8 protein-coding genes are annotated in these 14763 nt (G+C 65.2%); 7 read left to right on the forward strand and 1 reads right to left on the reverse strand.

Annotation, left to right across the window (positions count from 1 at the left end; translation table 11 throughout):
• The first annotated feature begins 70 nt into the window (after window positions 1-70).
• Window positions 71-2197 (forward strand): M13 family metallopeptidase, encoded by a 2127-nt coding sequence (locus ACNR9O_RS14645; RefSeq protein ID WP_473687579.1) that lies wholly within the window; start codon window positions 71-73, stop codon window positions 2195-2197.
• A 117-nt stretch (window positions 2198-2314) separates the two neighbouring features.
• Here the strand turns inward: ACNR9O_RS14645 and panE are convergent, their stop codons facing one another.
• The gene (panE, locus tag ACNR9O_RS14650) at window positions 2315-3238 is read right to left on the reverse strand and encodes a 2-dehydropantoate 2-reductase (RefSeq protein ID WP_473687577.1); all 924 of its coding nucleotides are present in this window, start codon (window positions 3236-3238) and stop codon (window positions 2315-2317) included.
• Between the two features lie 291 nt (window positions 3239-3529).
• Between panE and ACNR9O_RS14655 the strand changes: the two genes are divergently transcribed.
• The 6 genes from ACNR9O_RS14655 to ACNR9O_RS14680 all read left to right on the forward strand — a co-directional run bounded on the left by ACNR9O_RS14655 (window position 3530) and on the right by ACNR9O_RS14680 (window position 14760).
• The gene (locus tag ACNR9O_RS14655) at window positions 3530-5851 is read left to right on the forward strand and encodes a catecholate siderophore receptor Fiu (RefSeq protein WP_473687575.1); all 2322 of its coding nucleotides are present in this window, start codon (window positions 3530-3532) and stop codon (window positions 5849-5851) included.
• A gap of 67 nt (window positions 5852-5918) precedes the next feature.
• Complete coding sequence (locus ACNR9O_RS14660; RefSeq protein WP_473687573.1) at window positions 5919-6599, forward strand: Fe2+-dependent dioxygenase; 681 nt, start codon at window positions 5919-5921, stop codon at window positions 6597-6599.
• Between the two features lie 269 nt (window positions 6600-6868).
• Window positions 6869-7378: a type IV pilus modification protein PilV gene (pilV, locus tag ACNR9O_RS14665; RefSeq protein WP_473687571.1), complete on the forward strand. Its 510-nt coding sequence runs from the start codon at window positions 6869-6871 to the stop codon at window positions 7376-7378.
• Window positions 7379-7392: 14 nt separating this feature from the next.
• Window positions 7393-8508, forward strand: a complete 1116-nt coding sequence (locus ACNR9O_RS14670; protein WP_473687569.1) for a PilW family protein — start codon at window positions 7393-7395, stop codon at window positions 8506-8508.
• A gap of 6 nt (window positions 8509-8514) precedes the next feature.
• The gene (locus tag ACNR9O_RS14675; RefSeq protein ID WP_473687567.1) at window positions 8515-9249 is read left to right on the forward strand and encodes a PilX N-terminal domain-containing pilus assembly protein; all 735 of its coding nucleotides are present in this window, start codon (window positions 8515-8517) and stop codon (window positions 9247-9249) included.
• 12 nt (window positions 9250-9261) lie between these two features.
• A complete protein-coding gene (locus ACNR9O_RS14680; RefSeq protein WP_473687565.1) occupies window positions 9262-14760 on the forward strand; it encodes a pilus assembly protein in 5499 nt (1832 codons plus the stop codon).
• The last annotated feature ends 3 nt before the right edge of the window (window positions 14761-14763 follow it).

Here is a 14763-nt window from a genome sequence, read left to right on the forward strand (position 1 = left end):
CCGGTCATCGAGCCAGACATCCAAGAACCACGCGCCCCTTAAAAGGCGCCATTCCAAGAGAGGGAGATCCATGACCAAGCCGTACCTGAAGCCGCTCGCCCTTGCGGTGAGCCTGGCCCTGACGCTGTCCGCCTGCGGCAAGCACGAATCCGCCGAGCAGGCGCCCGCCGCCGCCGGCAGCGCGCCGGCCCCGGCCGCCACCACCGCCGCCGCGGCGCCCGCCAAGAAGAGTCCCTTCGACGTCAGCGAGCTGGATACCGGCATCAACGCGTGCCAGGACTTCAACGGCTTCGTCAACGCCAAGTGGGTCGCCGCCAACCCGATCCCCGAGGACCGCACCCGCTGGGGCGCCTTCGACCAGCTGGCCGAGAACAGCCTCAACACCCAGCACGACATCGTCGACGCCGCCGCCAAGGGCGCCGCCCAGGCGCAGGCCGGCTCGATCGAGCAGAAGATCGGCCTGCTGTACCAGTCGGGCATGAACGAAGACGCCATCGAGAAGGCCGGCTTCGAGCCGATCAAGCCCAAGCTCGACGCCATCGCCGCGCTGAAGAGCGGCGCCGACGTGGCCGACTACATCACCAAGAGCTACGCCGAGGGCGACGGCCAGGTGTTCCAGTTCGGCGCGGGCGCCGACTTCAAGCACGCCGACATGCAGATCGGCTACGCCAACCAGAGCGGCCTGGGCCTGCCCACCAAGGACTACTACTCGGACGCCAAGTACAAGGACATCCGCGACGCCTATGTGGCCCACATCGCGCAGGCCCTGCAGCTGGCCGGCGTGTCCGAAGCCGACGCCAAGAAGCAGGCCGACGACGTGCTGAAGTTCGAAACCCAGCTGGCCGCCGCCTCGCTGGCGCCGGTGGAAGAGCGCGATCCGAAGAACCAGTACCACTTCGTCACCGTCAAGGAAGCCGATAAGGTCACCCCGCACTTCAGTTGGGAGAAGTTCTTCAGCGCCCAGGGCGTGACCATCGACAAGGGCTTCTCGCTGTCGCAGCCGAAGTTCTTCGCCGAGTTCGACAAGCTGCTTGCTTCGGCGCCGATCGAGCAGTGGCAGGCCTACCTGCGCTTCCACACCGTCAGCGATGCTTCGCCGTACCTGAGCAAGGCGTTCCAGGACAACAAGTTCGACTTCTACGGCAAGACCCTCGCCGGCCAGCCGCAGCAGAAGCCGCGCTGGAAGCGCGTGCTGGGCGCGGTGAACGGCTCCATGGGCGAAGCGTTGGGCCAGCTGTACGTGGCCAAGGTGTTCAAGCCCGAAGCCAAGGAGCGCGCGCAGGAACTGGTCGACAATGTGCGCAACGCCCTCAAGGCGCGCATCGAGAAGCTCGACTGGATGAGCGACGCCACCAAGGAAAAGGCCATCGCCAAGTGGAACACCTTCCTGCCCAAGATCGGCTACCCCGACAAGTGGCGTGACTGGTCGGGCCTGAACGTCAGCGGCGACAACTTCTACGGCAACGTGATGGCCGCCTCGAAGTTCAACTACGACTACGACATCGCCAAGATCGGCAAGCCGACCGATCGGAAGGAATGGGGCATGACCCCGCAGACGGTCAACGCGTACTACAACCCGACGGACAACACCATCAACTTCCCGGCCGCGATCCTGCAGCCGCCGTTCTTCGACGCCAGCGCCGACGACGCCATCAACTACGGCGGCATCGGCGCCGTGATCGGCCACGAGGCGAGCCACGGCTTCGACGACGAAGGCAGCCAGTTCGACGGTGCCGGCAACCAGGAAAACTGGTGGACCAAGGATGACCGCGCCAAGTTCGACGCGCGCACCGACAAGCTGGTGGCGCAGTTCAACGACTACACGCCGATCAAGGACAAGCCGGATGCGCACGTCAACGGCAAGCTGACCCTGGGCGAGAACATCGCCGACCTGGGCGGCCTGAACGTGGCCTACGACGCGCTGCAGAGCGTGCTGTCCAAGACCCCGGGATCGACTGAGCAGAAGGTGGAAGGCTATACGCCGGACCAGCGCTTCTTCCTCAACTGGGCGCGCGTGTGGCGCGGCCACGTGCGCGAGAAGCAGGCCCTGCTGTACCTCAATACCGATCCGCACGCCCCGGCGTCGCTGCGTGCTGTCGGCGCGCCGTCCAACATGGAAGCCTTCGCCAAGGCCTTCCAGTGCAAGACCGGCGACGCGATGGTGCGCGACGGCGACAAGCAGGTGAAGATCTGGTGACCTGCGCTGCCGCGGCGTGAGCCGCGGCAGGCCGATGCAAACGAAAAACGCCGCACGTGAGTGCGGCGTTTTTTTTGCGCGCCGCCCTGGTCCTGATCAGGGATCACGCGCGGGCATTCAAGCCGCGTGACCGTGTCGTTTCTCGTAAGCCTTCAGATGCGTATACGCCAGGCGCAGCAATGGCAGCGCCGTGTCCGGTGCCGCGCGTGCAATCAGGTCGCCGATCACGTGATCGGCTTCGACCGGACCGCCCTGTTCCAGATCCCGCATCATCGATGCGCTCAACGTGGAACCCTCCTCGGTCAGCACGCCGCGCGCTTTCGCCAGCACGCTCTCCGCCGGCGCGTGGCCGTTGTCTGCCGCCACCTGGCGGCAGTCCTCCAGCATCGCCAGCGTCGCATCCAGGCCACCCGCTGCGGCCACGATGTCGCCCACCGGCGCGCGCATGAGGCAGGTGATACCTGCCAGCGACGCGAGGAACACCCATTTGTCCCACATGTCCTGCAACACCGTGGTGCTGAGTCGGGGTTCGAAATTCACGCCCTCCATCGCGCGAGCGATCCGCTCGATGCGCGCGGAGCGCGAGCCGTCGCGTTCGCCGAAGGTCAGGCTGTGCGAACGATTGAGATGACGGATCTCGCCTTCCGTGCCCAGCGTCGCGGCGATCACACACAGGCCGCCCAGCACGCGCGCCGCACCGAAGCGCGCATCGAGCACGTCCAGGTGCCGCATGCCGTTGAGCAGCGGCAGGATCGTCGTGTTCTCGCCCACTGCCGGCGCGATGTCTGCGATGACCTGATCGAGATGGTAGGCCTTGCAACTGAGCAGGATCACGTCATAGGGCTTTTGCAGGTCGCCGGCCGTCACCGTCGGCGCGCGCAGCGTGGCATCGCCCCATGCGCTGCGTATGACCAGGCCTTGCCGGGCCAGAACGGCGGCGCGTGCCGGCCGCACCAGGAAGGTCACGTCCCCGCCGTTCTCCAGCAGACGTCCGCCGAAATAGCCGCCCGTGGCGCCAGCGCCGACAACGAGGATGCGCATGTGAGGGTTCTCCTTTGCATGGGCCGCCCGGCGTTATCGCGGTACGGCTGGGGAATGCGCAGTGTAAGAGCGCCGCGCGTCGCTGACGGCATATGCGGCAATTGCAAATCATTCTCATTAAAAATACCATGCATGGGTCACGGCCCACCCAGGGGATCCACCGGTAGTTGCCGTGATCGACAACCCACGCAGCCCGTGCCGCGCGACCGACGCGAGGCGCGAACGCCTGCGCATCGCCAGCTGCCGCCGCGCGCGATGTATCCGCCCCCCATTCCGTTGCTCTGGAAGCCCATGGCCTACATCAAAAGCCGCAAACACCCTCTTCCCAGGATCCAGCCCGGTCAGTTCGCCGTCGCCGCCGCCACGCTGCTGGCCGGCATAACCATCGCCGCCCCGGCCAATGCGGCGGACGGCCTGTCCGCCGATCCGCAGAGCAAGGCCAAGAGCCTCACCCCAGTGACGGTCGAGGCGACGCGCGGCAGCGACTACGTCGCCGATAAGGTCGACTCCCCCAAGTTCACCCAGCCCCTGCTCGACACCACGCAGACGATCTCGGTGATCACCAAGGATCTGTTCCTGCAACAAGGTGCCACCACGCTCACCGAAGCGCTGCGCAACACGCCGGGCGTCGGCACCTTCTATGCCGGCGAGAACGGCAATACGACGACCGGTGACGGCATCTACATGCGCGGCTTCGATACATCCAACAGCATCTTCGTGGACGGCGTGCGCGACACCGGCTCGATCTCGCGCGACATCTTCAACGTCGACCAGGTGGAAGTAACCAAGGGCCCGGCGGGCACGGACTACGGACGCACCGCACCGACCGGCGCGATCAACCTGGTGACCAAGCAGCCGCTGTTGCAGGACGCGCTCTCCGGTCAGGTCGCCTATGGCAGTGCCAGCCGCAAGCGCGCCACCGCCGACTGGAACCAGACGCTCGGTGGCAGCAGCGCGTTCCGCCTGAACCTGATGGCGCAGAACAGCGGTGTGCCCGGCCGCGACGACGTGGAAAACAACCGCTGGGGCTTCGCGCCCTCGCTGGCCTTCGGGCTGGGCACCGCCACGCGCGTCTATCTGAACTACCTGCACATCAAGCAGAACAACGTGCCCGACGGTGGCGTCTCCACCATCGGTCTGCCCGGCTACAGCAGCCCCGATTCCGGGCGCCTGTGGCTCTCCGCCGCGCGCCCGGTCGATCCGTCGAACTTCTACGGCACCGACACCGACCACGACCACGTCAAGGCGGACCTGTTCACCGTGCGCGTGGAACATGATTTCAACGATGACCTGTCGCTGCACAACACGCTGCGCTGGGGCCGCACGAAGCAGGATTATCTGCTCACCTCGTTCATGGCGACCGCGGCCAACCTGCGCACGCCGGATCCGAACGATCCTGCCACCTGGACCGTCGCGCGCAGCAACCCGACGTTCAAGGATCAGACCAACAAGATCCTCACCGACCAGCTCAACCTCACAGCGAACTTCCAGACCGGCGCCATCGCCCACAACCTGAGCAGCGGTGTCGAACTGACCCGCGAGGAAGCGAATACCACCGGCATCATTCCCCTGGCCGGCACGACCTGGCCCGCCGCCGGCGTGTACCGTCCCAAACCGCACGTGACGGGCTTGCGCTGGTATCGCAACGGCAGCTACACGCACGGCAAGACGGATACGTATTCGGCTTACGTGTTCGACACGCTCAAGTTCAACGAGCAGTGGCAGGTCAACGCCGGCGTGCGCCTGGATCACTACAAGACCGATTTCGATAGCGCCGTCACCTGCGGCGGCCGCGGCGCACCGGCCTGCGGCAGCCTGCCGGTCAACGCCGCCGTACCGGGCGTGGACGCACGCAAGAGCGACAACCTGTTCAACTGGAAAATCGGCGTGCTGTACAAGCCCGCCGCCAACGGCAGCGTGTACGCCAACTATGCGATCTCGCAGCAGCCGCCGGGCGGCAACACGCTGGCGCTGAGCAGCGCGGCCAACAGCGCCGACAACCCCAACTTCGATGCGCAGAAGGCGAGGACCGCCGAGATCGGCACGAAGTGGGCGTTCGACGACAACCGCCTCATGCTCACCGGCGCCGTCTACCGAACTGAGGTCAGCAACGACGTGGTGCAGGATCCGGTCGACCTGCAGTACTACCAGACTGGCAAGAAGCGCGTGCAGGGCGTCGAGCTGAGCGCAGTCGGCCAGCTGACCGAGCATTGGGCGATCAGTGCCGGCTACACCGTGATGGATACGAAGGTGCTCCGCGGCAGCAAAGTCACCAGCGACGGCAGTACCGACCTGGCCTATACGCCGAAGTCCGCTTTCACCGCATGGACGACGTATGCTCTGCCGTTCGGCCTCACCGTCGGCGGCGGCGCACGCTACAACGACCGGCTCAAGCGCGGCACCGACGGCGCCATCGGCACGCCGGCTTACACCAAGTCGTACTGGGTGTTCGATGCGGTGGCTACGTATCCGCTCAACGAGCACGTCGACCTGCAGTTGAACGTGTACAACCTGTTCGACAAATCGTACGTCGCCGCGATCAACAAGAGCGGGTATCGCTACACGCCGGGCCAGCCACGCTCGGCTATGCTCACCGCCAACGTGCGCTTCTGACGCATCGACATCCGCAGGTTGGAGTGAGCGAAGCGAACTCCAACCTGCGTGCTCCGGAAGGATGGCCATGCTATTGCACATCCCCAACGTACTGACGCCCGACCAGCTGCGCCACGTGCGGCAGGAGCTGGAACGCGCCGACTGGACCGACGGACGCCAGACCGTCGGCGCACAAGGCGCCCAGGTCAAGCGCAACCTGCAATTGCCGGAAGCTTCGCCGGCACGCGCCGCGCTCGGCCGCCTGATCCTCGATGCGCTCGCGCAGCAGCCGCTCTACCACGCCGCCGCGCTGCCCCTGCGCACGCTCGCACCGCGCTTCAATCGCTACGAAGGCGGCGGCCACTACGGCTTCCACGTCGACGGCGCCGTGATGGCGTTGCCCGACGGCGGCCAGTTGCGCAGCGATATCTCGTGCACGCTGTTCCTCGCCGAGCCGGCGGAGTACGACGGCGGCGAACTCATCGTCAACGACACGTACGGCGAGCACGAAGTGAAGCTACCCGCCGGCGACCTGGTGCTCTATCCCTCCAGCAGCCTGCACGAAGTGCGTGCGGTGACACGTGGCGCACGCCTGGCCGCGTTTTTCTGGATCCAGAGCCTGGTGCGCGACGACGGCCGCCGCCGTCTCCTGTTCGACCTGGACGTGGCGATCCAGACACTCACGCAGAACCCGACCGCCGACCGCACCGCCCTGCTCTCGCTCACCGGCGTCTATCACAACCTGCTGAGGCAGTGGAGCGAGACCTGAGCGTTCTCTGGAACCACGCGTGCGTTTGCGGATCGCCGCAATTCCCTGCGCCCCGGCCGTGACACCGCGCACGGATGCAGTTTTGGTGACCGCAAGTTATTACGGCGGCGCTATTTATTCGGACGAACGGTAAAAAACATCCGACAAACGGCGGCGTGTCTCCGCTTGCCTTCCTCTAGCATGCGCTCATCGCAGCGACATCACGCAGCGGCGCCCGCACAGGGCGCCCCGAGGCGTCACGTGCCAGGGGACAACAGGGGGCGCAATCCATGCGAGGCTACTCGTCGCAACGAGGCGTATCGCTGATCGAGGTGATGGTCGCCATCATCGTCTTCAGCGTTGGCGTGCTCGGCATTGCCATGCTGCAGATCAAAGGCTCGCAGTTCAGCAAGCAATCCGGCGCGCGCACCGTGGCCATCCTGCAGGCGCGTTCGCTCGCCGATGCGATGCGCGCCAATCCCGCCGGCGTCTACGGCGTATCCACTCAGGTGCAGATCAGCGGCAAGAAAGGCGATCTGAGCGGCAGCTATTACCTGTACGACGGCAAGAGCAAGCCCGATCCCAGCGGCTGCAACGATACGCCCTGCAAGACCGCCAAGAACGACCTGCTGAACTGGCTCGCGCAATTGAGTGCCGGCGCCAGCGACGCCTCGCTCCATTCCAAAGTCAGCGTCAATACCAGCACCGGCACGCTCACCGTCGCATCCAGCTGGAGCAACCTCGCGCCAGGCACGGCGACCAGCGGCACCGACGCCTACCAATTCGATTACCAGCCCTGAAGCGGAGCTCAACCGTGCATCCCAAAGCCGGACACTTGCCGCGAAGAGCGGCCGGTTTCTCGATGGTGGAACTGATGATTGCCGTCGTGCTCGGCGCCATCGTCGTGGGCGGCCTGATCAACCTGTTCGTCGCCAACAAGAAGGCGTACCAGGTGCAGTCGGGCAACAACTTTCTGCAGGAAAATCTGCGCATCGCCGCCGACCGTATCGGCTGGTCAGCACGCATGGCCGATTTCTGGGGTGGCAACAAAGTGGCCACGGTGTCGGGATCCGGTTCGGCAGGCAAGACGGTGACGGCCAAAGGCAAATGCACGGGGGCGTGGGCGACCACATTCAAACCGGATACCTCCGGCGGCGGCGGCGTCTATGGCTACGACGGCGGCAGCGGCTTTCCCATCGACAGTGCGTGCATCGATGGTGCCGCCAACTACGTCGCCGGTTCGGACGTACTGGTGTTGCGCTATGCCGACCCGCAAGTACTGTCCCCCGGTCCGGCAGACAGCACCACGCCGGCCGAATCGAGCACCATCTCGGGCAATGCCAGTGCCGTGTTCCTGCTCACCACGCCGGGCGTGAACGCGCAGCTATTCTCCGGCTCCGTGCCCAGCACGACGACCGCGAAGCTCCAGCGATACGTGCATCCCTATCAGGTCGATGTGTATTACCTGCGACCGTGCGCGGTGATTTCCAGCGGCACCGCGTGCGGCGCTAAGGACGACGGCGGCAATCCGCTGCCCACTCTCATGCGCATGCATCTCAACCTGGACGGCACCTTCAGCTCGGACCCCATCGTCACCGGTATCGAACAGCTCAAGTTCGAGTACGGCGTCGTCACCGACCCGACCAATGCGGCGCCCACCTACAAGAGTGCCGGCGACGTCACCGCGTCAGGACAATGGGGCAGCGTGGTATCCGTGCGCGTCACCATGATCGCGGTCAATCCCACGCGCGACGTGGCGCTGCCGCATACGGCGACCTTCACGCTGCCGTCGTGCACCTATGCCATCACCAGCAGCGGCAGCGACGTCAGCAAGTGCGCCAACTTCACGCCCTTCGGGGACAAGCCGTGGCAGTTCGCCCGGTCGCGCCTGCAACAGGTCGCGCAGCTGCGCAACCGGACAAGGGGTTAAGCACATATGGCCACCCGTGGCATCAAGGCACGCACCGCAAGCGCGCTTCATAGTCAGCGCGGCATCGCGCTGTTCGTTGGTCTGATCTTCCTGCTGCTCCTGACCGTCGTCGCCCTGGTAGTGATGCGCGGCACCGTGCTGGAGATGCACCTGACCTCGGGCACGGCACGGCATGAGCAGGCCTTCGAAGCCTCCGAAGCCACCCGTGCGATTCCCGAGGTCATCATCAACGATCACGTATTCAACCGCGGCTGGCCCAAGAGCTGGGGCGGCGACGTGCCCGACACGATGTTCGACCTGGCCTCGTCGTTCGCCAATCGCACCGACTGGATCGCTCTGCTCAAGCCCGACAGCAGCGCCAAGACCGGCCTACAGAACTACTGCGGCGGCACCTCGCTGGCCAGCTTCTATCTGCCGGTGTCCTGTTCTTCGCACACCGCCGGCTACAACTACACGCCCGCGCAGTGGGAGAACACCGTGGTCATGGCCGTGTGCTCCGGGGCAGCGCAGAGCGGCTGCCCCGCCAATCAGAAGATCAACTCGAACATCGCCATCGTACGCGATGGCGTGCGGCCCAACGCCGGCTCCGGCGGCGCGCAGGCGCAGGGCTATGCCAGCCCCGGCATCGGCACCGCCACCGGCGGCGCCTCGCTTCTGCTGCAGATCCGCAGCAATGCCACGGTCGCCGGCAACGGGCAGGCCATCACCATCGCCCAGTACAAGCAAGTCATTACCCACTAAGGGCAACCCGACATGTCCAAGTCCCCCCTTCGCTACCTCCTGCTCGGCCTGCCGCTCGCGCTGCTGAGCGCGGTCGCGCTCTATCTGGACTCGAACGCGGTGGACGCGCCGCCCGCGACGCCGACGCAGATCTCCGACTCCGCCACGATGTCGAACGCCAACTACGAGGCGTATCCCTCCGGCATCAATGCACTGGCCGCGCCGAACGTGCAGCCACTGATCATGCTGGTGATGTCGCGCGACGAGCAGCTGTTCAACAAGGCCTATCCGGACTTCACCGATCTGGACGGCGACGGCAAGCCTGATACGACCTATACGGACAGCTTCGCCTACAACGGCTATTTCGATCCGAACATCTGCTACACCTACACCAGCGGCGTCTACAAGGCGGCCACCAGCGTCACCGCCGGCTCGCACAAATGCGCCAAGGGCAAGAACTACTGGAGCGGCAACTTCCTCAACTGGGTGGCGATGAGCCGCCTGGACGTGCTGCGCTGGACCTTTTACGGCGGCACGCGTAGCACCGATACCGCCACCAGCACCATCCTGGAACGCGCGGAAATTCCGGACGACCTGCACGCCTGGACCAAATCGTACGCCGGTACTGACATCGCTTCCTTCGCGCCGTTCACCGGCGCCACCACGTTCTGCAACGTGTCCATTGGCAAGACAGGCCAATGGAACACGCCCACGACGACAACGTCGGGCGTCCAGTCCACACCGGTGATCCGCGCGGCGGCGGGCACCTGGAATGACTGGGCCAGTACCGAAGCCTTGCAATGCCAGGATGCTCCGAAGACGGCGGACGGCATCCATCCCAGCGGCACCATTACCAACTACACCGTGCGCGTGCAGGTCTGCCAGAACGCCACGGGCATTCCCAACGAGAACTTCTGCGTCTCGGTCGGCAGCGCGCTGAAGCCGGAAGGCCTGCTGCAGAAGTACAGCAAGAAGGACAGCAACGCCAAGCGCTTCGGCCTGGTGACGGGCTCCGATATCAACCCGCGCCTGGCTGGCCAGCTGCGCCGCAACATCGGCCAACTCGCCAACAACAGCAGCAGCACGGCGTGCGCAACCAGCAGCGGCACCGGCGATGGTGACGAGTTCAGCAGCGCCGACGGAACCTTCTGCTACAAGGCCGCCACCAAGGCGCCTACCGAAGGCATTGTGATGACGCTCGACCGCCTGCAGATCACCGGCTGGAACGGCAGCAATTACGGAACATCAAGTAAAACCGACTGCTACCTGACCAGATCCGATGGCAAGACCTCAGCATGGGGATCCCGCGGATCGCAGATTCAGGCGACGAGCACCATGTGTCCCGATTTCGGCAACCCGCTGGCCAGCATGTACGCGACGGCGCTGAACTACCTGCAAGGCGCATCGGCCAGCGGCCAGGACTCGGGCACCGATGCCCTGCCGAACCCGACCTGGGTGGATCCCTACGGCACCACCTCCAGTTCCGGCTCGTCCACCACCACCCAGCGCAACCAGCCCTGCGCCAGCTGCTCGATCGTGCTGGTCAGCAGCGGCCTCAACACCTTCGATGCGCAGAACGTCCCGAGCGTGACGGGTGTGGATCCGGCCTCGCTCACCAATGCCATCCAGACGTCCGAAGGACTGACGGGCAACTACTTGCTCTCGACCTACTACAACAACTCCTCGCTGACCGGTGCGCCAGCCAATGGCAGCCTGACGGCTGCCGGCACGAACTACAGCGACATCTCTCTCTGCCAGCCTGCCAATCTCGCAGGCAACAGCCTCGCCAGCATCGTCGGCATCTGCAACGGCGCACCGGGGCAGCAAGGCAGCTACCTGCTTGCCGGCCTTGCGTATGGCGCCTGGAAGAGTCCCATCCGCACCAAGAACGTCAGCTCGGATTTCAAGATCAAGACCTACGGCGTCTCGCTTTCGGACAACCTGCCTTCGTTCAGCGTCCCGGTGGGCAGCGGCTCGATGGTGATCACGCCGAGCTGCCGTGCCGACCCAGCCAACCAAGGCACGTTCACCAGTTGCTACATCGGCCATGTCAGCCTGGTGCCCCCGACCGACATCGCCGGCAACACGACGTATGGTCTGGTGCCCACTACGAGCTATCCGAACGTGGGCAGCTTTTATTTGACCTGGGAAGACTCTCAGTACGGCTCGGACCACGACATGGATGCCACCCATGTGATTTCGTGGTGCGTCGGCGCCAGCTGCAATCTGCCCTCCAAGATGGTTTCCGGCGGCGTCAAGATCTGCGATCCGGAAATCTTCAACAACAAGATCTCCAGCTCCATCGACTCGATCAGCAACGCCTGTACCTCGGCGGGCACGCTCAACTTCACGCCTGGCGCCACCGACGTCGTGGTGCGCGACGAAACGCTGAACTTCAGCTCCTCCGGCATGTACATCGGTTTCCGCATGAGCGGCTCGACCAGCGATGGCCTGACGGAGATGTACATCAACGACGGCAATAACGCCAAGTTCGGCTGCGCGCTGCTCGGCAACGTGAAGGACTGCACGAACAAGCCCCAGGTGATGCACTTCACCCTTGGCACCAGCGCTCCGGTAAGCACCCTGCAAAGTCCGCTGTGGTACGCCACCAAGTACAGCGGCTACACCGGCTCCGCTCCCTCGCTGCCGGCCGGCCAGGACCCGCCGAACTACTTCTTCGCCCGCAACGCCGGTGCGCTGAAGGCGCAGCTTGATACGGTGTTCCAGGCCATCACCTCCTCGGCCGCCAACGATTTCGGCAATGCCACCACGCCCTCGTCCAGCAACGACATCAAGGGCAATGGCCAGTCGTACCAGGTCAACTACTACATGACCCGCAACGGCGTGAACTGGACCGGCGGGCTGCAGGCATTCTGGGTCGACAGCGACGGCTACCTGCGCGAAGGTTCCACCGACGGCTCCGGCAATCAGGTGCTCGATACGGCCAATGCGCGCTACATCGTGGCGGGCCCCGACAACTCGGCCAACGCGCTTCCCGGCGCGCGCATCATGTACACCTGCTCCAGCGCGCCTGTACCGCCCGCCGGCGGCACCTTCGACCCGACCTCGAGCGCCAACAGTTCGTCGTGCAGTGTGGTCTCCGCCACCAATGCAGTGAAGCCGGCATGGGATGCCGCGACCCTGCTCAACGCGGTCTACGATGCCTCGACCAGCGCCGGCACCGCCGCGATCGGCAGGATCGGCACCCAGCGCAGCTACAGCGCCGATGCCAGCGCATCGGCCAACACCGGGCAGCGCTACATCTTCACCTACCTCACCTCCGCGCCGAATGGCAGCGGCGCCAGCGGCACCGTGGTGAGCGGCACGCAGACCGATTTCGTGTGGAACGACTCGGCCTGCGATACGAGCGGCAAATACACGCTCAATGCCACCTCCGGCTTCTGCGGCGCCTACGATTCCACTAACAAAGTGCGTACCGGCAACTTCGGCCTGCTCAACGAGCAGAACCCGCTGCTGGCCAAATCGCTGCTTCTGTGGATCCGCGGCAACGAGGACAGCACCTATCGCAACCGCACCAGCACGGCGCTGTCGTCGCCGGGCACCTACCGCCTCGGCGACATCGTGGATTCCTCGCCGGCGATCGTCAGCACGCCGGCCGAATCCTACGACCTGCTGTACAGCGACTTCAGCTACGCGGCATTCCGCAGCAACTACCGCAACCGCCGGCAGATGGTCTATGTCGGCGCCAACGACGGCATGCTGCATGCGTTCAACGGTGGCTTCTACGTACCCGGCCAGGCGGCCAACGGCACTACCGCCGCGGTCACGCCGAAACTGTACCGCCAGCTGCCCACCGGCCTGACCACCGGCGACAGCAGTGCCCCGCAAGGCAACAACTGGGCGCTGGGACAGGAGGCCTGGGCCTTCATTCCGGAGAACCTGCTGCCCCATCTGCGCTGGCTGGCCGACAAGGGTTACAAGCACGTGTTCTACGTGGACGGCTCGCCCGTGATCAGCGACGTAAAGATCTTCGGCACCGGCAGCAGCGATACCTGCCTCGCCGGCAAGCCCTCCACCGATGCGGGCAGCACCGACATCGATGCCAAGGGCCACGTCTGCGGCTGGGGCACGGTGATGGCGGTGCCGTTCCACCTCGGTGGCGGCCCGATCAGCGTCGACGTGATCGGCGATGGCAAGACGACCAGCACGCAGGTGTCCAACTCCGCCTACGTGCTGCTGGATGTCACCGATCCGGAACAGGCGCCGACTGTGCTTGGCGAGATCACCACCGGCAGCTTCACGCTGGGTGCGCCCGCGTTCGCCGTACACAAGGAAAGCGACGGCAAGCTCCATTTCCTGCTGAGCATCGGCTCAGGCCCCGCGGACAATGGCGGCGCCAACGGCACCAAGCTGGTCTCCGCCGCCGCCAGCAGCAAGCTCAATGCCTGGGTGTACGACCTGGCCAGCATCTACGCCAACAAGAGCGCGCCGGCGGCCACTTTCACCGAGGGCCCCTCCAACAGCTTTGCCGGCGACATGGTCGCGGTCGATTTCGATCTCAACGACAGCGCCGAGGCCATCTACTTCGGTGTGGTGACCAATCCCCCGCCGCCGAACGGCACCACCTCAACGCCGCAGGTCTACGGCGGCGGCCTGTGGAAGCTCGATCTGCGCGACGCCTCGGCCACGACGCCGGACATCAGCGAGCCGGCCTCCTGGACTTTGAAGGAGGTCATCAATACCGGCACGCCCATCACCATCCGCCCGACCGTGGCGCTGGATCCGCTGCAGCGTCCCACCGTGTTCTTCGGCAGTGGCCGCTCCTACACCACCAACGACGACAGTGGCACGAGCGACCAGGGCACCCAGCAGCAGTACATCTACGGCGTCACCGACAACAGCATGCTCACCGGCTTCGCCGCCAGCTGCCAGGCGGAGGCGACCACCAGCGGCCTGTACGATGTGAGCAACGCCACCGTCGGTACCGACGGCAGCGTTGGCGGCCTCACCGGCGTGACGACATTGACCGCGCTGCAGAGCGCTCTGGCGGCCACCTCGATCCCCACCGGCGGTACCGACACCTGCTACACGTACTCGGGCTGGCGCTTCAAGCTGACCGCTGGCAATGCCGACAGCACCGTCCAGCAGCCGTCCGAACGCGTGGTCAACAGCCAGACGCTGCTGGGCGGCATCCTCACCACGCCTACCTACATTCCCGCCAACAAATCGGCCAAGGACGCGGCCAAGACCAGCGACTGCAATCCCGTTCCCGTGCCCGGCACCAGCTACCTGTATGGCGTCAATTACCTGACCGGCACGGCCGATCCGAACCTGGCGAACTTCTTCGGCGTGGACAAGTCGGGCAGCAATCCCGCCGTGCTGCGCGTGGTCTCGCTGGGCAGCGGCCGCTCGTCGGCGCCAGTGCTGCACCTGGGTACGGCCGCCGGCGGCGGCCAGACGGTGAAGGCTTGCTTCAATGTCGGCGGCGTCACCGTCTGCAAGGACATTTCCGCGATCAACGCCGTCAGCAGCGGCGAGATCTCCTGGCGCGAGCCGGTCGACAACCTGTGAGAT

The sequence above is a fragment of the Dyella sp. CR10 genome (assembly GCF_055814425.1).